The 19,746-nt window shown below is 58.8% G+C and carries 15 protein-coding genes and 1 pseudogene; 6 read left to right on the top strand and 10 right to left on the bottom strand.

Annotation, left to right across the window (positions count from 1 at the left end; translation table 11 throughout):
• Positions 1 to 4 precede the first annotated feature (4 nt).
• Positions 5 to 1,369, bottom strand: a complete 1,365-nt coding sequence (locus ACTJLA_RS19140; protein WP_089041650.1) for an APC family permease — start codon at positions 1,367 to 1,369, stop codon at positions 5 to 7.
• Positions 1,370 to 1,568: 199 nt separating this feature from the next.
• Between ACTJLA_RS19140 and ACTJLA_RS19145 the strand changes: the two genes are divergently transcribed.
• Positions 1,569 to 2,354 (top strand): helix-turn-helix transcriptional regulator, encoded by a 786-nt coding sequence (locus ACTJLA_RS19145; protein ID WP_054898104.1) that lies wholly within the window; start codon positions 1,569 to 1,571, stop codon positions 2,352 to 2,354.
• Positions 2,355 to 2,388: 34 nt separating this feature from the next.
• On the opposite strand, the gene ACTJLA_RS19150 is transcribed toward ACTJLA_RS19145, so the two are convergent.
• From ACTJLA_RS19150 to ACTJLA_RS19165, 4 genes are read right to left on the bottom strand one after another with little or no spacing between them, the layout of a single operon-like run.
• Entirely contained in the window at positions 2,389 to 3,468 is a 1,080-nt protein-coding gene (locus ACTJLA_RS19150) for a polyamine ABC transporter substrate-binding protein (RefSeq protein WP_054922193.1), read from the bottom strand.
• A gap of 60 nt (positions 3,469 to 3,528) precedes the next feature.
• The gene (locus ACTJLA_RS19155; RefSeq protein ID WP_072448569.1) at positions 3,529 to 3,870 is read right to left on the bottom strand and encodes a cupin domain-containing protein; all 342 of its coding nucleotides are present in this window, start codon (positions 3,868 to 3,870) and stop codon (positions 3,529 to 3,531) included.
• 26 nt (positions 3,871 to 3,896) lie between these two features.
• Positions 3,897 to 5,303, bottom strand: a complete 1,407-nt coding sequence (locus ACTJLA_RS19160) for an NAD(P)/FAD-dependent oxidoreductase (protein ID WP_034127702.1) — start codon at positions 5,301 to 5,303, stop codon at positions 3,897 to 3,899.
• A 49-nt stretch (positions 5,304 to 5,352) separates the two neighbouring features.
• Positions 5,353 to 6,162 (bottom strand): helix-turn-helix transcriptional regulator, encoded by an 810-nt coding sequence (locus tag ACTJLA_RS19165; protein WP_054922191.1) that lies wholly within the window; start codon positions 6,160 to 6,162, stop codon positions 5,353 to 5,355.
• 257 nt (positions 6,163 to 6,419) lie between these two features.
• Here ACTJLA_RS19165 and ACTJLA_RS19170 point away from each other — a divergent pair, with 257 nt between their 5' ends.
• A complete protein-coding gene (locus ACTJLA_RS19170; RefSeq protein ID WP_014718395.1) occupies positions 6,420 to 6,692 on the top strand; it encodes a DUF1652 domain-containing protein in 273 nt (90 codons plus the stop codon).
• Between the two features lie 445 nt (positions 6,693 to 7,137).
• On the opposite strand, the gene ACTJLA_RS19175 is transcribed toward ACTJLA_RS19170, so the two are convergent.
• Positions 7,138 to 9,600 carry a UvrD-helicase domain-containing protein gene (locus ACTJLA_RS19175; RefSeq protein WP_089041648.1) on the bottom strand — a complete coding sequence of 821 codons (2,463 nt, stop codon included), beginning with the start codon at positions 9,598 to 9,600 and terminating at the stop codon, positions 7,138 to 7,140.
• A 217-nt stretch (positions 9,601 to 9,817) separates the two neighbouring features.
• On the opposite strand from ACTJLA_RS19175, the gene ACTJLA_RS19180 reads away from it, so the two are divergent.
• Positions 9,818 to 10,513, top strand: a complete 696-nt coding sequence (locus tag ACTJLA_RS19180; RefSeq protein ID WP_440841890.1) for a pirin family protein — start codon at positions 9,818 to 9,820, stop codon at positions 10,511 to 10,513.
• A 114-nt stretch (positions 10,514 to 10,627) separates the two neighbouring features.
• Here ACTJLA_RS19180 and pgm read toward each other — a convergent pair whose 3' ends face one another.
• From pgm to ACTJLA_RS19200, 4 genes are all read right to left on the bottom strand, one after another.
• Positions 10,628 to 12,271 (bottom strand): phosphoglucomutase (alpha-D-glucose-1,6-bisphosphate-dependent), encoded by a 1,644-nt coding sequence (gene pgm / locus ACTJLA_RS19185; RefSeq protein WP_054922183.1) that lies wholly within the window; start codon positions 12,269 to 12,271, stop codon positions 10,628 to 10,630.
• A gap of 188 nt (positions 12,272 to 12,459) precedes the next feature.
• The gene (locus tag ACTJLA_RS19190; protein WP_440841892.1) at positions 12,460 to 13,863 is read right to left on the bottom strand and encodes a PLP-dependent aminotransferase family protein; all 1,404 of its coding nucleotides are present in this window, start codon (positions 13,861 to 13,863) and stop codon (positions 12,460 to 12,462) included.
• Between the two features lie 36 nt (positions 13,864 to 13,899).
• Positions 13,900 to 15,324: a hypothetical protein gene (locus ACTJLA_RS19195; RefSeq protein WP_440841893.1), complete on the bottom strand. Its 1,425-nt coding sequence runs from the start codon at positions 15,322 to 15,324 to the stop codon at positions 13,900 to 13,902.
• 706 nt (positions 15,325 to 16,030) lie between these two features.
• Positions 16,031 to 17,053, bottom strand: coding sequence for a zinc-dependent alcohol dehydrogenase family protein (locus ACTJLA_RS19200; protein ID WP_032891964.1), 1,023 nt, complete (start codon positions 17,051 to 17,053; stop codon positions 16,031 to 16,033).
• A 269-nt stretch (positions 17,054 to 17,322) separates the two neighbouring features.
• On the opposite strand from ACTJLA_RS19200, the gene ACTJLA_RS19205 reads away from it, so the two are divergent.
• From ACTJLA_RS19205 to ACTJLA_RS19215, 3 genes and pseudogenes are all read left to right on the top strand, one after another.
• On the top strand, positions 17,323 to 18,237 hold the full coding sequence (locus ACTJLA_RS19205; RefSeq protein WP_034127379.1) for a LysR family transcriptional regulator: 915 nt from the start codon (positions 17,323 to 17,325) through the stop codon (positions 18,235 to 18,237).
• 286 nt (positions 18,238 to 18,523) lie between these two features.
• Complete coding sequence (locus ACTJLA_RS19210) at positions 18,524 to 19,315, top strand: hypothetical protein (protein ID WP_198834041.1); 792 nt, start codon at positions 18,524 to 18,526, stop codon at positions 19,313 to 19,315.
• A gap of 63 nt (positions 19,316 to 19,378) precedes the next feature.
• Positions 19,379 to 19,501 (top strand): annotated as a pseudogene (locus tag ACTJLA_RS19215) (IS5/IS1182 family transposase); the annotation flags it as partial.
• Positions 19,502 to 19,746 lie beyond the last annotated feature (245 nt).

Genomic DNA, 19,746 nt, shown 5'->3' on the forward strand with positions numbered 1-19,746 from the left:
CTCCTTACAGTTTCTGGAACGCCGGACTCAACCGGCCACTGATGCAATACAAGATCACCGACAGGGCCAGCAAGCCGATGATAATCATGATGTCGCGTACCGAGGCCTCCAGGATCAAGGTGACCAGCAGGTAACCGGCACCCAGTACCGCCAGCAATGCCGGCAGCGGCCATAACGGCATGCGATAGGGATGTTCGCGATCACGCAGCAGCACCCGGCTCATCAGCGCGCTCAGCGCCACTACCAGGTACACCAGCATGATCAGCAGCACGCTGAACGAGGTCAGGTCGGCCAGGTTAGAACTGAAGCTCAACAGCGCCGAGGGTATCGCCAGGAACAGCGTCGCCAGCCACGGCGAGTCCCAGCGCGGGTGAATACGCGTGAACAGCTTGTTGATACTCGGCGTCCACAGCGCATCGCGACCGCTACTGAATACCACGCGGCCAATCTGGATCACGATGGCAACGATGGCGTTGAACACCGACAGGAAAATCCCGGCACTCACCAGCCGCGACAAGGTTTCATTGCCATGACTGGTCAACAGATAGCCGATCGGGTCGGGGCTGCTGATCATCTCGCTCAAGGACGGCGCGCCGATCAACAGCGCGGTGATCGGCACCAACTCGATGACCACCACCAACCCCAACGACCATAGCACCGCCTTGTGCACGCCCTTGCCGCCGCACTTCATGTCTTCGGCCAGCAACACCGCCGGGCCGTAGCCGTTGAACGAGAACAGGCCGATGCCGACGGCGCCGATCACCAAGGCCCAGGGTGCCAGGTGCAACACGCCGTTTTCGACGATCTGCGGCTGCAACAACACACTGGCCGGTTGCACCGGGTTACCGAAGCCGATCACGACAATCACCAGCAACGCCGCCACTTCCAATAGCAGGCAGGTGCCGGTGATCCAGGCGTTGAGCTTGATGTTGAGGATGCCCAGGGCGTAGCTGCACACCACGATCACCAGGGCGACGGTTTGCGAATCGAATGTCGTGCCGAGGGCGTTATTCAGGTAAGTCGCCGCACCGGTCGCCAATACCGGCGGGATAAACAGCAACATCACCAACACCGTCAGGAAGGTGGCGTAACCGGCCATGCCACCAAACACGCGCTTGGCATACACATACTCGCCGCCGGCGCTGTTATGGGCGCGGCCGAGTTCGGCGTAACAGAAGGCGAACATCAACGCGAGCAACGCCGCCATCACAAACGCCAGGAACACGCCACTGCCCGCCTGCTGGATGGCAAACGGGGCGATCACGAAGACGGAACTGGCCGGCGTTACCGCTGAAACGGTAATCGCCACGACATCAAAGACGCTCAGGGTGGGCTTGAGCACGCCATCGGGCGCGGGGGTGGCACTCATATCGTTATCCTCTGTCGTTGTTTTTGGTGTGAGGCAGAAACGAAAAATGATTGTTCCTCGGGATATGCTTCCCGTTGGACAGTGTCGACGTTATCGGCTGGTGGGGCTGCCGGCCAATTCCCCTATTGGCGTACTCCCCTTGACGGTGCCCAGCAGAAGCCTAACCCTTGGCCGATCATTTGAGGGTGGGGATGTTGAGATGAGCCTGTTCCGGGAAATCGGTATGCACGCGGGGTTGGGCCGCACCCTGTCACAGATCGGCACCGAGCGGTTCTGGAAGCAACTGGTACTGTTATTGCATCAGTGCCTGCCCTTCGATAATGCCCTGGCGATTTTCTACCCGCTGGATGGCCCGCCCCAGGCCCTGGAGGAGTACGACGCCCAACCCAGCAGCAAGCCGGCGTCGATGCTGGTGTACCTCAACGGCCTGTACCTGCTCGACCCGTTTTACCAGGCTTGCCGCGAAAACTATGCCAGCGGCGTATACCGCCTGGAGGAAGTGGCGCCGGACCATTTTCGCCAGAGTGAGTACTTCCTCAATTACTTCCACGACAATGTGCTGGAAGACGAAGTGCAAGTGATCCTGCAACTGCCCGGCGTGGGCACGCTGTCGCTGTCGCTGGGCATGCAGCGGCGCTTCAGCTTCGAAGAAACCGGGCTGTTGACCACGCTGTCGGCGTGGGTGTTGCCGCTCATGCACCAGCATTGGCAGCAAAGCACCCAGCGGGCACCGGCCATGGACAGCCAGATTCGCGATGCCCTGAGTCATTTCGGCAGCGGTGTGCTGTCGGACCGCGAGCTGGAAATCGCCCGGCTGGTGTTGCGTGGGTTCTCCTCCAAGGCCATGGCCGAACGCTTGAAGATCTCGCCGGACACCGTAAAAGTGCACCGCAGGCATCTGTACGCCAAGCTGGACATTTCGTCGCAGCCCGAGTTGTTTTCACTATTCATCCAGTCATTGGGGCATGACCTGGAGAACCCATAAACCTCATTCGAGCTGAAAGCGTGGTTGGCGCCTGTCAACGCCCCGTCCGTATGGTATTCCATACCCGAGTACGCACCCGGTCGATATTCAACGGCATGGCTTGCAGTGCAAACAGCTTGCCCATCATCTCCGGGCTCGGATACACCTTGGTGTCGGCCTTGATCGCCGGGTCTACCAGGCTGTCGGCCGCCGCGTTGCCGTTAGCGTAGTGCACGTAGTTGGTGACACTCGCCATCACGTCGGGGCGCAGCAGATAGTTCATGAAGGCATAGCCGGCTTTCTCATCCGGCGCGTCGGCGGGCATGGCGACCATGTCAAACCAGATCGCCGCGCCTTCCTTGGGAATGTTGTAGCCGATATTCACGCCGTTCCTGGCTTCCTTGGCGCGGCTTTCGGCCTGCAGGATGTCGCCGGAGAAACCGACGGCTACACAGATATCGCCATTGGCCAGGTCGGCGGTGTATTTCGAGGAATGAAAATACGCCACGTAAGGCCGCACTTGCATCAGCAGGGCTTCGGCCTTCTTGTAGTCCTCGGCTTTTTTGCTGTGGTGCGGCAAGCCCAGGTAATTGAGCGCGGCTGGCAGCAGTTCGGGGCCGTTGTCGAGGATGGCGACCCCGCACTTTTGCAGCTTGGCCATGTTTTCCGGCTGGAAGATCAAGTCCCAGGAGTCCACCGGGGCGTCGTCGCCGAGTACCGCCTTGACCTTGTCGATGTTGTAGCCAATGCCGGTGCTGCCCCACAGGTACGGAAAGCCGTGAGCATTGCCAGGGTCATTGTTTTCCACGGCCTTGAGCAGCACCGGGTTGAGATTTTTCCAGTTGGGCAGCTGGCTCTTGTCGAGCTTTTTAAGGGCGCCGCCCTGGATCTGCCGAGCCATGAAATGGTTGGAGGGAAACACCACGTCGTAACCCGATTTACCGGTCATCAGCTTGCCATCGAGGGTTTCGTTGCTGTCGTACAGGTCATAGGTGAAACCGATGCCGGTGTCTTTCTGGAAATTCCTGGTGGTGTCCGGTGCGATGTAGTCCGACCAGTTATAGATCTTCACGGTCTCGGCAGCCTGGCTGATAGTAGCCAGCAACATCAAGGGCAACAGGGCAATGGCTTTCATGGTTCGATTTCCTGGCGGTTTTAGGGCTGTTTTTATGGCAGGCGATCAAGGATCAAAGCGTTACAGAATCAGGACGTAGGTCTTGCGCACGGTTTCCTGGATATCCCAGATACCGGTGCTATTGACTGGCAACATCAGTGCGTCACCGGCTTGTATGTGCAGGGTTTCCCCGTTGTCGGGCGTGAAGGTGCAGCGCCCTTGGATGAAATGGCAAAACTCCTGGGACTTGATCTGCCGACGCCAGCGCCCCGGGGTGCAGGCCCAGATGCCGGTCTCGACCCCGTCATTGCGCTCCACGCTCAGGGTCGAGGCCACGGCGATGGGCGCGCCCAGGGGCACCGTCACCGGTGATGAATCTGGCAGAGCGGTGTTCAGCGTGTCTTTGAATTGCGTAATGCTCATGGGTTTTCCCCTGTGGGTGGAACGAGTCAGTGCATGAAGCCTTCCATGAAACCGGCAACGCCGGTTGCCAGCTTGCGGCGCCAGGGCGGAGTGTTGGGGTTGGCCAACACCTGGTCTTCATGGACAAAACTGCGAATGATCGCGTTGTAACCCAGCCAGCGGCACGGCTCGGGCTCCCAGGCCTTGAGCGCCTGGAGTCCGCCTTCGCGAATCACCCAGGGTTGTCGGGTCAACGGGGTGTCGCGGCCCAGGATCAAGTCGGCCAGGGTACGGCCGCCGAGGTTGGTGGCGCCCACGCCCTCCCCGCCATAACCGCCGGACAGTGCGATGCCAGTGGCGTGGTCACAGAGCATGTGCGGACGAAAACGGCGCGACATGCCCAGGTTGCCGCCCCAGGAGTGGGTAATCCTGGCCTTTTTCAGCTGTGGGAAGAGTTCACCAAACAGGTAGCGACGCAACTCTACTTCGCTGTCCGTCAGGTCGAAGTTGTGCCGTAACTTGCCGGCAAATTGATAGCCACCACGGGCGCCGAACACCAGGCGATTGTCGGCCGTGCGCTGGCCGTAGGTGACTTGTCGGCTGCTCTCGCCAAAGGCCTGGCCCTGGCTGAGCCCGATGCCCTCCCAGGTGCTGGCCGGCAGCGGTTCGGTGGCGACGATCAAGCTCTGCACCGGTAACTGGTAGCGGCCCAACGGCGGCAAGGTATTGGCGTAACCCTCGACAGCAGGCACCACCCAGGCGGCGCGCACGCAGGCCTTGGCAGTGCGCAGGCTGCCGGACTGCCAATGGGTCACGGGGCTGTTTTCGTAAATGGTCACGCCCAGGCTTTCAACCGCCCGCGCCAGGCCACGCACCAGCTTCGCCGGGTTGATCGTCGCGACGTGGGGGGCATAGATGCCGCCATAAGGCTTGGCAATGCGGACCTGCTCGGCCAATTGCTGCGGGCTGAGCCAGCGGTAGTCGTCTTCGGTGAGGCCCTGGGCGTACAGCTTGTCCAGATAGCGGCGCAGGCTGCCTTCCTGCTCGGGGTAGCGTGCGGCGCAATACAAGGCGCCGCCTTTGCGGTAGTCGCAGTCAATGCCTTCGCGGACCAGCACCTGTGCCACTTCATCAGGAATGCCATGCAAGAGGTCAAACGAAGCGCGACGCTGCTGGGGGGCAAGCTCAGCCAGCAGACGGTCTTCTCCCAAGAGGTTGCCCATCAACCAGCCACCATTGCGCCCGGATGCGCCGAAACCGGCCGTTTGCGCCTCGATGATTGCAATTTTCAGCTCAGGGGCCTGGCGCTTCAGGTAATAGGCGGTCCACAGGCCGGTATAGCCGGCGCCGATAATCGCCACATTGACGTCCAGGTCGTGCTCCAGCGACGGGCGCGCTACCAGCGGGTCGTCCAACTGGTCCATCCATAAACTGATACTGCGCCATGCCGGCATGCCAGGTTCCCCTACCTCGGTTCGATAGGGCCGATCCTAGAGTGCAGCGTCAGGGGCTGTCTTGCGCGCGTGCACGCACAGAAATTTGTTTGAGGTACGCCTTGGGCGATTGCCCGGTGTGCTGGCGAAAAGCGCTGTAGAACGCCGAGAGTGAATTGAAACCGGCGGCAAAGGCCAACTCATCGACTTTGACCGGCGCGGTGGCGTGGTCCAGCGCGGCCAGTACATGCTGGAGTCGCGCCTGGTTGACGTAGCGATAGAAGCTCTGCCCCAGCACCTGGTTCAGCAGGTAGGACATCTGGTTGCGACTGTAGCCACAGGCCTTGGCGACCCGCTGCAGGTCCAAGTCCGGGTCCAGGTACGGCTGCTGACGCTCGAAATATTGTTGCAGGTCATTGGCCATATAACCCAACTGCTGGGGCGACAAACCCAGGCGGCTGACCGTGGTACGCAGCGCCTGGGTCGGTTGCTCGTGCACCAGGGACGCATATTCATGCACCCGCCAGATCAACCCGTCGCGCACCGTAATGGCCTCACTGGTACGAAACGACACCAGGCCCTGGCCGCCACGCAAGGTAATGCGGTACTGGATAAACGCGGTATCGCCATCGGCGCGGATGCGATCAGTGTGTTCAATCGCCTCATCCGCCTCACGGGGCATGCTGGCCTGCAGGTACTCGCGCAACTCGGCATAGCCCACCACACGGTTCTGGAAAAAATCGTGGTACAGGATCTCGGGGTGGTAGTAAGCCATCACCCCGTCCAGATCGCGATGTCGCCAGCACAGGTGATGGCGCAGCACCAACTCGCCGGTAGCGTGGGAATTGTGACACTCATCGTCTGGAGCGATGTCGGACATATCGGGCTCTACGGCGGGGAAAATTTTTGAGAATGCCGAAGTTTACCCTTGCCTTCAATGGTCAGATTGAGCGTCTGACTAATGGCCTTTTGCCTATTCCTTTGTAGGACATGATCTATATCAAAACCAGGCGAAAGAACCGCCGAACGGGCCGAAAAAAGTCACCTTGCAGTTGCGAACGAATGCTATTTTTAAGCCCTTAGCTGTCATGACCAGTGAAGGTCCTGGCCCCTGCCGCGAGCTAAAGGAAGCGCTCAATGAACAAGGTGGGCAACATGAACAAAGTGACATTTCCCAACGCCTGCCAGCTGATGCGCTGGCATTTTCACCCGATGGGCTTCGAGGGCAGCATGGACGCCCCCGGCAGCATGATCGCCCGCCTGTTCGACCGGGCCAGCGGCGAGACATTGATCGCCATCGCGGGGATCCCGTGCGCTACGGTGATGAACGCGGCTGATGTGGAGCGCATCATCGAGGCAGTGGAGGATGAATTGGAGAGTTTCGTGCCGCCGGTTTCGTTGCGGGCGTGAGGCGGCAATAGCGTAATAACGCCCACTTTGACGGTAACCACGATGCGAAGCGAGCCGCTCTTGATCTTGATCTCAGGCGCCCCGTTAAACCACGCTGGCCGAACGCAGGCTTGAATTCGTGGGTAACCCGGCAGGACGCCGGGTTAGCCGTCCTGGGCCAAGGATGGCCCATGACGGCGGCCCACGGATTCAAGCCGGAGTGAGGGCACACCGAGCCTAGGCGAGGTGCCGAGTGGTGGGGCGAAGGCCTTTTGGTTACTTTTGGGCCTTTCCAAAAGTGACCCGCTGTTGAGCGGAACCCTAAGTGGCCGTTACCGCAGGAATGGATATGTACACAATCCAATTGTGCTGACTGTCAGGCCGCAATCGCAGGCAAGCCAGCTCCCACATGTTCGACCCCGTGTTGTCAGGTAGAGACGCGTCGGCGTCGGGCCTTAATCGAAGGTCAGCCAGCCCCCTTCACTGCACGCTGATCATCAAAAAACACCTTCCTGCCATCCACCCGCTCAGACGCCCTGGGCACATTCACACCCTGGCCTTCCGGCTTTTCCACATACCAATAACAATGGCTGACCGCTCGAGTAATCCCCACATAGGCCAGTCGCAACACTTCGTCTCTCTGGGCATTGTCATAAGGCTCGCTGTCGCCATCCTTACCCAAGCCCGCCATGCGATACACCTGGTTCTTGTACGGCGAGCTGGTGACATGCTGACAATCGCCCAGCAAAAATACCGCGTCCGCCTGCAGCCCCTTGGCACTGTGATACGTCAGCTGTTTCAACCTGCGCGCCTGAGGCACCAAGCTAGAATCCACATTAACTACAGACTGAATATGCTCGCCAATCAATAACTTATCGCTACTTCTTCGATAAAGCATCAGGATCGAATCGCCCCGCTGATAATGCTCCAGCAACCGCTGCGCCAGTGCCGCGTCGTCACGTTCCAACACCGTGACGGGCACCAGCGCCTTGGGCTCGCCACTGGCCCTGGCCTTTTTGCCGGGGATGGCCGGCGCGCTACGGACGATATGTTCGGCAGCGTCGATGATGTGCTGGTGGCTGCGGTAGTTCTCCCCCAGCATCACGCGGGTGGTGCTGGGCGAAACGAACTCCTTGTTGAACTCCATGAAGTACTTGGGCGAACTGCCACGCCAGCCGTAGATGGATTGCCAATCGTCCCCCACGCACAGCAACGATGAGCGTTGCGCACCTCGCCCGACGTGCATGGCCGGCCCGCGGCTGCGGATTTCCCGCAGGCTGGCGCGGATCCAGGACGCGATCTGCGGCGATACGTCCTGGAATTCATCGATCATCAGGTGCGACATCGGCCGCAGCAAGGGATCACTCAGCAGCTTGAGGTTCTCAGGGGTGTTTTCACCAAACAGGGAAAACATCCGGTTGTAGGTCATGATCGGCGGCGACTGCTCCAACAAGTGATCTTCCAGGGCCTTCCAGAAAATGCTCAGGGCCTCGAAGAACAGCCGGTCCGGGTCGTCCTTGGCGAAGCTCATCTGGCCAACCGCCGTAGGCACATCCAGGCCGAGGTTCTCGATAAACCCGGCCGCCATGACAAAACTGTCCAACAGAGGGGCTGAAGCGAGTTCACCTTTGACCTTGTAATCAAAGCCTGGCCCGGCCGTGGCATCGCCGCCCAGGCTGCTCAAAAGGCGCTTTGAAGATTCGTAATTATCCAGCCATATCAGCGGCTTATTACAGAAAGCTTGAAACAGGGTGCGTTTCACTGCCCATTCAGCGCGCACCGAGAGTTTCGAGTTCGGCCGACTGATCTGAGGGTTTTCGTGCCCATCGAACCCGAGCACCACCCAGGCATCCAGCTCCCGGATGTAGCCGTGGCAATGAAATTGCGCGCCGTTGATTTCAAAGGTCTGACGGCTGGGTTCGATGCCCTTGATCGGCCAGGCACCGGCGCGAAACCATAAATCCTCGATCACATCACAGAGTTCTTCATCGCGCTTGGCCGCCAATTCAGTCACGGCCATGCGCTTTTGCACGTCCGGATGATCGCGTTCTAGCTCTTTGAGCTGGAGACCATGCCGGGCCAAGGGTGCAATCAACTCGCGAAAACGCTGATGGCGACCATACAAGCGGTGATAACAAGCGTTCATCTGCTGCCGCTGGGCGTCACTGATACGCAGGTCGAAGGCGTTGCTGTCGGCGTCTTCAAAACCATCGCTGAGGTTCTCAAAAGCCTGCAGCCGTTCAAAGCCCGGCAGGCTGCGCACCATGGGCAGGATGCGCGAGTGAAAGGTGCGCACCACCGCCTGGGCTTCCTTGCTGCCAAGGGGTTGGCCCCACAGGCTGAGAATTTCCATGAGTTTGTTGATGAAGTCCTTGCGCGACTCGCGGGTGAACGTCACCACCGTCATCGAACTCAGTTCAAAGCCCAGGTAATGGCTGAGCAGCAGGATGCGCAGCACCAGGGACGTCGACTTGCCGGCGCCGGCACCCGCAATCACTGAGGTCGAGGGGGTGTCGCTGAAAATCATCTTCCATTGCGCCGCGCTTGGCTGCGCATGGGCTGGCAGCAGGCGCGCGACATCGGCCTTCATGCGCTTCTTCACCTCCGCGGTGAGCGGCAATCGCCAGTCGTCGAACAGGCTGTCATCTATGCCTGGTGCGCTGTGCTCATCAGGGCGAAAGTCACGAATCAGCAGGACTTGCCGGCCTTCCTCGATGCCATCAGCCTTACCCTCGCGGTAACCGTATTCAACGCCCGCCTCATGCCCACTGCGAAAACCGTCGGCCTGGCCATGTAACCAGGAAAACCTGTGCTGCGCGCGCAAACGGGTGAGGCCATGACCGAACAGGCGCGCGGCCAGCCGTTTCAACAGCGGCATTTCAGCCAAGGGGCGCAGTTCGGGGGGCAGATCAGGCTGTTGTTGCGACACGCGGACTCCTGCGGTGAGCTTGTTTTGACCAAGGCGCCATGGTCGCCGGAAACGCCGCTCAGTTCCAGCCAATTGCTTTGCTGTCATGCAGTTAGGCGATGAAGTGAAAGTGAACATCGGGAATAATCATCGAAAAAACGGATCATAAACCGGCATTTTTTACGCTTTTTATCGATCATGCGCTGCGGGATGATGGGCTCATCAACAGGAGACGATCATGCTTGAACTTCGACCTTTCACCAGCCTGGGCGGCGCCCACCATGGCTGGCTTGACGCTCATCACCACTTTTCCTTTGCCGAATACCACGACCCCCAGCGCATGCACTGGGGCAACCTGCGGGTGTGGAACGACGACATCATCGCCCCCGGCAGCGGCTTTCCCCAGCACTCACACCGCGACATGGAAATCATCACTTATGTGCGCGAAGGCGCCATCAGCCATGCCGACAACCTGGGCAACAAAGGCCGCACCGAAGCCGGAGATGTGCAGGTAATGAGCGCGGGCACCGGCATTGCCCACAGCGAATACAACCTGGAGGCCACGCCAACCAAAATCTTCCAGATCTGGATCATCCCCAATGAAGCTGGCTTGCCACCGTCCTGGGGCGCCAAACCGTTTCCGCAAGGCAACCGCGAGGGCTTTGTGACGCTAGCCAGCGGCAAGGCTGGCGACACTGAAAGCTTGCGGATTCGTGCCGATGCACGCTTGGTGGCCGCGAACCTGAAGGCCGGGGAAAGCGCGGAGTACCGGCTGGACAGCGGCCGCCGGGCATACCTGGTGCCCGCCACGGGCGTGATTGACGTCAATGGTGTGCGGGCACGGGCGCGGGACGGCGTGGCGGTTGAGGATGAACAAGTGTTGCGGGTGACCGCAATCGAGGACAGCGAAATCGTGCTGGTGGACCTGGCCTGATCATGTAGGAGCGAGCTTGCTCGCGAAGAACTCACCGGCACCGCGTTCACTCAGGAAGCACGCGTTATCGTTGACGTTTTTCGCGAGCAAGCTCGCTCCTACATACAGTGTCAGTTATTGGCTGATTGCGCCGTCTACCAACACCTGCGCTTCTTCCACCAGTTGCTTGAGGTGTTCTTCGCCGATAAAGCTCTCGGCGTAGATCTTGTAGATGTCCTCAGTGCCCGAAGGCCGTGCGGCAAACCAGCCGTTTTCGGTCATGACTTTCAAACCGCCAATCGCCTGGTTGTTGCCCGGCGCATGGCTGAGGATCTGTTGAATGCTCTCCCCGGCCAATTGCGTGGACGTGACCTGCTCCGGTGACAGTTTGCCAAGCAGGGCTTTTTGCGCGGGAGTGGCCTTGGCATCCACGCGAATGGCGAAGGGCTCACCCAGGGCATCGGTCAAGCCACGGTAGATCTGGCTCGGGTCCTGGCCTTTGCGCGAGGTCATTTCCGCGGCCAGCAAGGCCGGGATCAGGCCGTCCTTGTCGGTGCTCCACACGCTGCCGTCCTTGCGCAGGAACGAGGCACCGGCGCTTTCTTCGCCGCCAAACCCCAACGAACCTTCAAACAAGCCATCGGCAAACCATTTGAAGCCCACCGGCACTTCGTACAGGCGACGGCCGATGCGCGCCGCGACGCGGTCGATAAGGCCGCTGCTGACCACGGTCTTGCCCACGGCCGCATCGGCACGCCAGTCCGGGCGGTTCTGGAACAGATAGTCGATGGACACCGCCAGGTAGTTGTTGGGCGCCAGCAAACCACCGGAAGGCGTGACGATGCCGTGGCGGTCGTGGTCCGGGTCGCAGGCGAAGGCAACGTCGAAACGCTCCTTGAGACCGATCAGGCTTTGCATGGCATAGCTGGAGGACGGGTCCATGCGAATCTGGCCGTCCCAGTCGACGCTCATGAAGCGAAAGGTGGCGTCGACCTCGGTATTCACCACCTCCAGGTTCAAACGGTAGTGCTCGGCAATCGCCGACCAGTAGCGCACCCCTGCTCCGCCCAGCGGATCCACGCCCAAGCGCAGGTCGGCGCTGCGGATCGCGTCCATGTCGATCACATTGATCAGGTCGGCCACATAGCTGTTGAGGTAGTCATGGCGATGGGTGGTGTCGGCCTTGAGCGCCTGGCCGTGAGTGATGCGCTTGACCCCGGCCAGCTTGTTGGCGAGCAGTTCGTTGGCCTTGGCTTCGATCCACTTGGTGACGTGAGTATCGGCTGGGCCACCGTTAGGCGGGTTGTACTTGTAGCCGCCACTTTGCGGCGGGTTGTGAGACGGTGTAATCACAATGCCGTCCGCCAGGCCGCTGGTACGGCCCCGGTTATAGCAGATGATGGCGTGGGAAATCGCCGGCGTCGGCGTGTACTCGTCGCCCTCGGCCAGCATGACGTGCACGCCGTTGGCCGCCAGTACTTCCAAGGCGCTGGCACCGGCTGGCGTCGACAATGCATGGGTATCCAAGCCGACAAACAAAGGGCCGGTAATGCCCTGAGCTTCGCGGTACAGGCAAATGGCCTGGCTGATAGCCAGCACATGCCACTCGTTGAAACTCAGTTCGAACGAACTGCCACGGTGCCCGGAGGTACCAAAAGCCACGCGCTGAGTGGAGATCGCTGCATCAGGCTGGCCGGTGTAATAGGCCGTGACCAGTCGCGGGATATCCACCAGCAACTGGGCTGGTGCCGGCTTGCCCGCAAAAGGACTGATAGTCATGCATAAACCTCGCAAAGAAGGATTCGGAAAAAATGACAGTTTACTGGGACTTGGACTACTGCGCGACGGTATCGATCCGACGGTCTGAAGAGAAATTTCATACGCTACATCCTGATCGGCTGTCAGGCCGCTATCGCAGGCAAGCCGGCTCACACATTGGATAGTTGTAGGAGCGAGCTTGCTCGCTCCTACTCGGTCTGCGCCTGCAGGAGCGTCTGCGCCAGCGTATCCAGGGCGATGTCCAGGTTCGGATGGCCGCTGAAGGTATGGCTCAAGCGCATATGCTGGTGATGCAAACCACTGAGGCTGAACAATTCGCCTGGGGCAATCACCACCTGCTGGGCGAGCATGCGCTGAAACACCAGGCGCATATCCACCGGCGCCGTCGACTGCAACCAGAAACTCGCCCCGGCCACGGGCATGCGGTAATGCACACACCCTTGCATACGCGCATCCAAGCGGTGACTCATGGCGTGCGCCTGCTCATGCAGGCGCTGGCGCAGCGTGTGAAGGTGCTGGTCGAACCGACCGCTTTCGTACAGCCGCGCAATGGCGCGTTGACGAATGGCGGACAATCGAAACGAACGCAGCAAAAACTGGCGCTGCAATTCACTGCTCATCTGCCGCGCCAGCAGGTAACCAAAGGGTGCTTCCGGGCCCAAAACCTTTTCGAACGAAGAAAACACGATCAGCCGCTCTGGGTTGACCAGGCTGCGCAAGGCCGATCCGGGCGGCGCAAAGCTCAGGTCACCAAAGGTATCGTTTTCCAGCAACCAGCAGCCGTGCTGGTCGAGCAGACGCGCTACGTGCAGCCGCTCGGGGTCGGTCATGGCGTTACCCGAAGGCATGCTGACCACGGATGAGAACAGCACGAGGTGCACCGGTTCATGACGCAGCAGGTGCTCCAATGTGGCCAAGTCCGGGCGGCCGTCGGCCCGCCAGGGCCATTCAATGACGCGCACGCCAGCGGCCTGTAGCAGGCGCAGGACCAGGTAATCGCACGGCGATTCAACTACCACCACCGTGCCTTTAAGGTCCAGGGCATCAACGAGGATTTCCAGAACGCCCTGAAGGTCGGCACCGATATACACCTCATCAGCTTGCCAACAACGGGTGGGCGACGCGGTATAACGGGCTGCCAATGCAGCACGCAACTCCCACACGCCACAAGGTTGCGACGGTTGCAGATGATGGGGATACCGGCGCACCAGTTGGCGCTCCAGCGCCAGCAACGCGCCATCGAGGGACCCCAACAGCGCCGGTTCATCATTGCTGAGCACAACCATCGCCGGGCGCCGGGCGGCTGTATACAAGCGCTCGAGCAAGTCCGTACCCGCCATGATGGGCATGGTTGCGGCCACGGGCCAGGCGAAGTAGCCGGACTTGGCCACCGAGTACACTCGCCCTTCTTTTTCCAACAGCGAGTAAGCGTACTGAATCGTCGAGATTGACACGTTCAACCGCGTCGCCAACTGGCGCAGGGACGGTAGCTTGACCGGTGCTTCCCGGCTGACTTCATTGATCAGGTTGATCATGTAGCGATACACCGCCTGATAGGCAAAGTCTGCCTGTCGCTCTCCCCTCAGGTTCATCGCTGATCACCAGTTTCCATAGGTGAATACACGCGACTAGCGTCCCGACATTTGAGTGATACGAGCCTTGGACCGCTTGAAACGAGGTTCACATACACGCGCACTGCGTTTGCCCGGCAGCGGGCATTTGCGGTACAGGTGCTGCAACAACGGCAGCGACAACCCGCTGATATCCATCAGCCACTGGTGCAGCATGTCCGCGACGGGCTTGCCCTGCAGGGCCTTGTGGAGCTCGGGGAGCGCTACCAGCATGCCGGGATGGCATTGACGCAAGTAACCCTCCAGGCGTTCGCCATGCTGGACGAACGGCGCGAACACCAGGCAGGTCAATTGGCTTTCGTCCAGGCCAGAGAACGCCTGAGCACAAGCTGTAGACAACAGTTGGCCCTGCAGAGCACACGCTTCGGTGATCAACGCAACAGGTACCTGTCTTCGATGCAGGTAGTCCGCCGCCTGACGCAAGAACCCCTCGACGCCATGTTCGTAGGAGAGTTCGCGCAGGCACTGGGCCTGCAACCCATGCATATGCGCCATGAGTAAAGGGTTGGGGTAAGCAGGATGGCTGAAGTGGAACTCGAATGGGTCCCGCTTGTGGGCGAGGAATTGAGTGAGCAGTGGCGCTTGGGCAACGTCCACGTCGTCAAGCAGGTCGGCAATGCCGATATATGCCACATGACGGTGCCCGCCCCGGCCAGGACTCTCAGCGCCTGCGTAGTGCTCGCCATACAGGTGGCGGTAGCAACCGACACTCCATTCCTCCATGCGTGCAAACCATGCACTGAGCGACGACGGGTTACCAGGTGCGAATGTCAGGCCGGTTGCCAAGGCGCTTTTTTTCAGCCACGCGATATATTGGCTTTGCTTGCGCACCGAGTCGCCGCTGACCAGAGCATGCACACCGCCGCTCCAGGTGGCGACCCGCTGGTAGAAATCGCCGAGGGCCAAAAAAGTGTCGTTGCACAGGGTGGCACGAATGTCGCCGGACGTCAGGTGCCCGATCATCAGCTTGTTGCGCCGGCTCACTTCACGCCCGGCACTGGCCGCAGGCCGTTGATGATTGAAGGGCAGCACTTCGTGGTTTTCCACCATCAACAGTTCCACCCGTGGGTCATCGTGGAAAAATAGCGCGCCGTAGCCGTGGTGCAGCGAATCGAGCGTGGCCTGAGTCATACCCGCGTGCCGCAACGTGGCCACACGCAAATGAAAAGTCTTGGGCGCGCGCCCAGCGATGGTCAGTTGCGCAGCGCGCAGCATCGCCAAGGTGTAGCTGCTGACTGCGCCGCCGCCGTGCCCGATCAGTACTTTGTAATTCCCCACTTGCTCCATGCCACCGGCGGCCACCACGATTCGCTGGATCAGCAATTGAAGCACCGTACGTTCAGCACGGGTAAAGTGCCCCACTAAACGTTGCAAAACTTGCTGGTAAACATAGCTCATGGCTTGTTCGTGAATAGTGCTCATCGTTCTACTACCTGAGTTGAAATATTAGTTTCGAGCAACTACCACACAGGAGCGCTCGACCTATTACACTTGTAGGCTTGTCATCCGTTGCGCAGCACGACATGGATTCAACATTAGCACTCTGCAACAAAAGTGCAGGTACAACCAAAAGAACAGTCGATGACTATCCCAGGACGTGAACCACGTAGCTGCGCGCCTTACAGCGCCAAAGACCGCCAGCCTTAGGAAGGCTCTGACAACGTCCTACACTGCTTTAACTAAGAAATTAGAGAAGCATCCGACAAATATTAATCATCCACTCATCCTGGCTTCTTGCAAAACGACGGGGTGCACACTTTGTACTTTTCGAAAAAAAAATCAGACCATCGTTAGTTCCGCAAGCGCGAGATGTTAATGCCCGGCATTCAATCATGGCTCAATCCTTGAGATGACAAAGAAGGCTCAATTATCGGCACTCAAACAATGATTAACAGATACAGAAGAGCGTCGAAAAGCAGTTCAGATGGCCTGCCAACCCAACTTAAATGACGCCCACACAACAGCGCCGCACTGGATTTCAGGGCGGCGTAGGGCAATAACGGTATTGTTTACGGGGCGCAGCGCCCGTGCGGCGGCTCAACCCCGGTGCGGGTTAAGCCCTGTCAAATGGCGCATTTGCCTCATCAGCTCAGGCGCCGGAGTATTCATTTGCGAATACTCCTACAGCTCAAACAGCTTCAACCTGCAACGCCACCCGTTCGCGGCAAGGGCATTCATCCATGTATCGGTGCGCTTCGACGAACTGACTGAACGGAAATACCGTGGTTTTCAGTGGGACAAGCACACGGTCGGCTGTCAGCTGGTTGATATCGCGCAACGCACGCTGCAACGCCACCTGGTCCTGGATAATGCCCAGCTCCGGCTTGCCGGTGAAGTTGCCGATACAGTGCACAAAGAACTGAATGTTCTTCTGGAACGCCGCACAGGCCGGGAACGGCGTCTGGTTGCCACCTTGCAGGCCATACAGCACCAGGCTGCCACGCGGCGCCAGGACGTCACCGAGCAGCGACATCTGCGGGCCACCCAGGCCATCGAACACCACGTCGACGCCACGGTTGTCCGTGAACTTGTTGATCTGCATCAGCAGATCTTGTTCTTCGGTAACGATGACCTTTTCCGCCCCGAGGGACAGCAGGTATTCACGTTCAGCACTGTCTTTGGTGGCAGCAATCACCCGCACACCCAGGGCCTTGCCCAGCTGCACAAACGAAGGGCCGGCACAGTGGCTGGCGTCGGTCACCAGGGCAAACTGGCCGGGTTTGACCCGCGCCAGGTCCATATACGCAAAGTACGCGATGAGCAACGGCGTGTAATGCACGCTGGCTTCAATCGGGCTCAAGACATCCGGGTACCGGGTCAGGGCCGAACGGGGCAAGACGATCTGCTCGCCATACACCGGGTAATCATTGGGGCTCTCGGCCGGAAAACTGGCGACTTTATCGCCGACCGCCAAGTCATCCACGCCATCGCCCAGGGCAACCACAACCCCGGCCATCTCATGGCCCAGGCCAGAAGGCAGGCGTGCATGAGAAGACGCCAGGTTCTGGCGCCACAGAATGTCGTACCAACTGATGCCGATCGCGTCGACACGCACCTGCACTTCGCCCGGTGCGGGCTGCGCGGCCGCATGCTCTTCGCATTTGAGCACCTCGGCCGGACCAAACTTGTGAAAACGGATCGTGCGGGACATCGCAAACCTCGTCAAAGTAACCTCTAATGCCATGAACTTTATCTGGGCTTTGGGGGTAAGACCACCGGTCACCATTAATAGTCGACATGCCTGTCATTGATTCCGCGAGCGAGGAACACACCTCAACTATCGTAGGAAAAATCAATTAGCCGGTGCAGAGTACCAGCCTTTCCCCGTAAGATTCATGCCGGTCATCCTTCTGAATCGAACCTCAGGGGGTTGCTACGTGACCGCTCACATCAAGTTTGCTGACTCTTCCAGGACACAAGATGAACCGTAACGACCTGCGTCGTGTCGACCTTAACCTCTTGATCGTATTCGAAACCTTGATGCATGAGCGCAGTGTGACCCGCGCCGCCGAGAAATTGTTCCTCGGCCAGCCGGCCATCAGCGCGGCGTTGTCACGCCTGCGCGGGTTGTTCGATGACCCTCTGTTCGTGCGCACCGGGCGCAGCATGGAACCCTCGGCCCGCGCCGTGGAAATCTTCGCCCTGCTCTCCCCGGCGCTGGACTCAATCTCCACCGCCGTCAGCCGCGCCGCCGAATTCGACCCGGCTACCAGCACCGCCGTGTTTCGCATTGGCCTTTCCGACGACGTCGAGTTCGCCTTGCTCCCACAGTTGCTCAAACGCCTGCGTTCCGAAGCCCCCGGCATTGTGCTGGTGGTACGCCGCGTCAATTACATCCTGATGCCCGGCCTGCTGGCCTCCGGTGAAATCTCCATTGGCGTCAGCTACACCGCCGACCTGCCCGCCAACGCCAAGCGCAAGGTACTGCGCCGCAGCCTGCCCAAACTGCTGCGCGCCGACAGCGTTCCGGGCTCGCTGAGCCTGGATGACTTCTGCTCACGGCCCCACGCGCTCGTGTCCTTTGCCGGCGACTTGAGCGGGTTTATCGATGAAGAGCTGGAAAAACTCGGCCGCAAGCGCCACGTAGTGCTCGCGGTGCCACAGTTCAATGGTTTGGGTACGTTGCTGGCGGGTACGGACATTCTGGCCACCGTGCCGGATTATGCGGCGGAAGCGCTGACGTCAGCGGGTGGTTTGCGTGCCGAGGACCCGCCGTTGCCGGTGCGCTCGTTTGAGCTGCACATGGCGTGGCGGGGGTCGCAGGATAATGATCCGGGGGAGCGGTGGTTGAGGTCGCGGATTCAGATGTTTTTTGGTGATCCTGAGAGTCTTTAGGTTTCGTCTGGCAGGCTCTTTAGCTGATTATTTCTGGCTTTTCATAGGCCATGGAGATCCATTCACTTCCAGACGATTGCTACGTTGGGGCATATCTGAGGGCATGCTTTGGATGGTTTCAAAAGGATGCCCCCAGCTTAAGGCCGAGCAGACTATTGATGAGGATAGCTCCGACCGGACTCTCTGTGAGTCGATAGACTGGCCTGAGGCTTTCAGCTGAACGGTGAACATGCAGCCGATTGACTCTCCGACATCACCACCATACGAGCATTATTGAGGATTCAAGATGGCTGAAAACGAGAAGTCATGTGCCCTTTGCGACGATGAGCATGACTTACAAGACAGCCATCTCTTGCCAAAGCACTTTTATAAATACATAGATCGAATGAAGAAAAAGGGGACAAAAACTCAGTTCAAGACGGACGGCAATCGCCTGAACAATCTCGGACGTCAGGTGACGCAGTATCTGCTTGGTAAAAACTGCGAAGGCCGTTTCTCCACATACGGAGAGGACTACTGCGCAAAGCTGATCGCGCCCAGACCAAATGAAATGCCGATCATATATGATCATCTCAAGGGACTTAAAGACTCAAGCCTCTATGCTAAAGATGTTCCAGGCCTAGAATCGAAGAAAATTTACTACCTTGCGCTCAGCATCATCTGGAGAGCATCGCAAGAGGGCTGGCCAAACTACAATTCTATATCCTTGCCAGAAGAAGACTCTCTTGCCATCAAGGACTATTTACTGTCGGACGGCGCACCTAACTTCCCAGCAGGCTACTATTTGGAGGTTAGCGTTTCACCACCAACTGATATTTGGACAACAACTTTCCCCACGTGCCTGAAAGACGGCACAATTTTCTTCAACTATAACCATCTCGAATTTCATATCAAAAAAGATCAGTTCTTGTTCGACCTGTATTCGCATCCCAACCAAGGTGCCGTACCAATAATTTATAAGCTGAACAGCGAGCGATCCAAAAATTTGATGGCAGGTCAGATGAGGGCGTATAAAAACGCCACAGCATCCAAAAAGGTAGTCAGACTGGGTCAAAATTCGGGGAATACCGAAGATTAAGAATCCCAAAGCAGTGAGCTAGCACGTTGTGCTCACTCAATCAACTGCTGAGCCCATACTGCCGAGGTGAGATTTCGCGGGCTGGCCAAGAACCATGCACATAGGACCACTTTGTTTGCCTTGTCGAACCTATGGATGTCGCGGCGACGTTTATTGGACATGGCAGGACAGGTGCGTCCGCCCTGAGACAAATGGGCCCGATGGCCCTTCTGCAAGGCAAAAAACGGGTTTGAAAAGCGTCTTTTCGGGCCGTTTTTCTGATTTGCTGTCCCCACTCAAGTAAATTTCAGCTTGACTTGGGTATTCACGCCTGAATAGTCGCGTGCTTCAGACCATCCCTAGAAAACGCAATATTCCACTACTGTCATTCTCCCTACCTTAAGTTGTGCCTGTCAGAGGTTACGCATACGAAAGGCTGATGCTCAGATTTC

Origin of the sequence: Pseudomonas sp. 22072, from assembly GCF_052046095.1 — a bacterium.
Taxonomy (GTDB): Bacteria; Pseudomonadota; Gammaproteobacteria; order Pseudomonadales; family Pseudomonadaceae; genus Aquipseudomonas; species Aquipseudomonas paracarnis.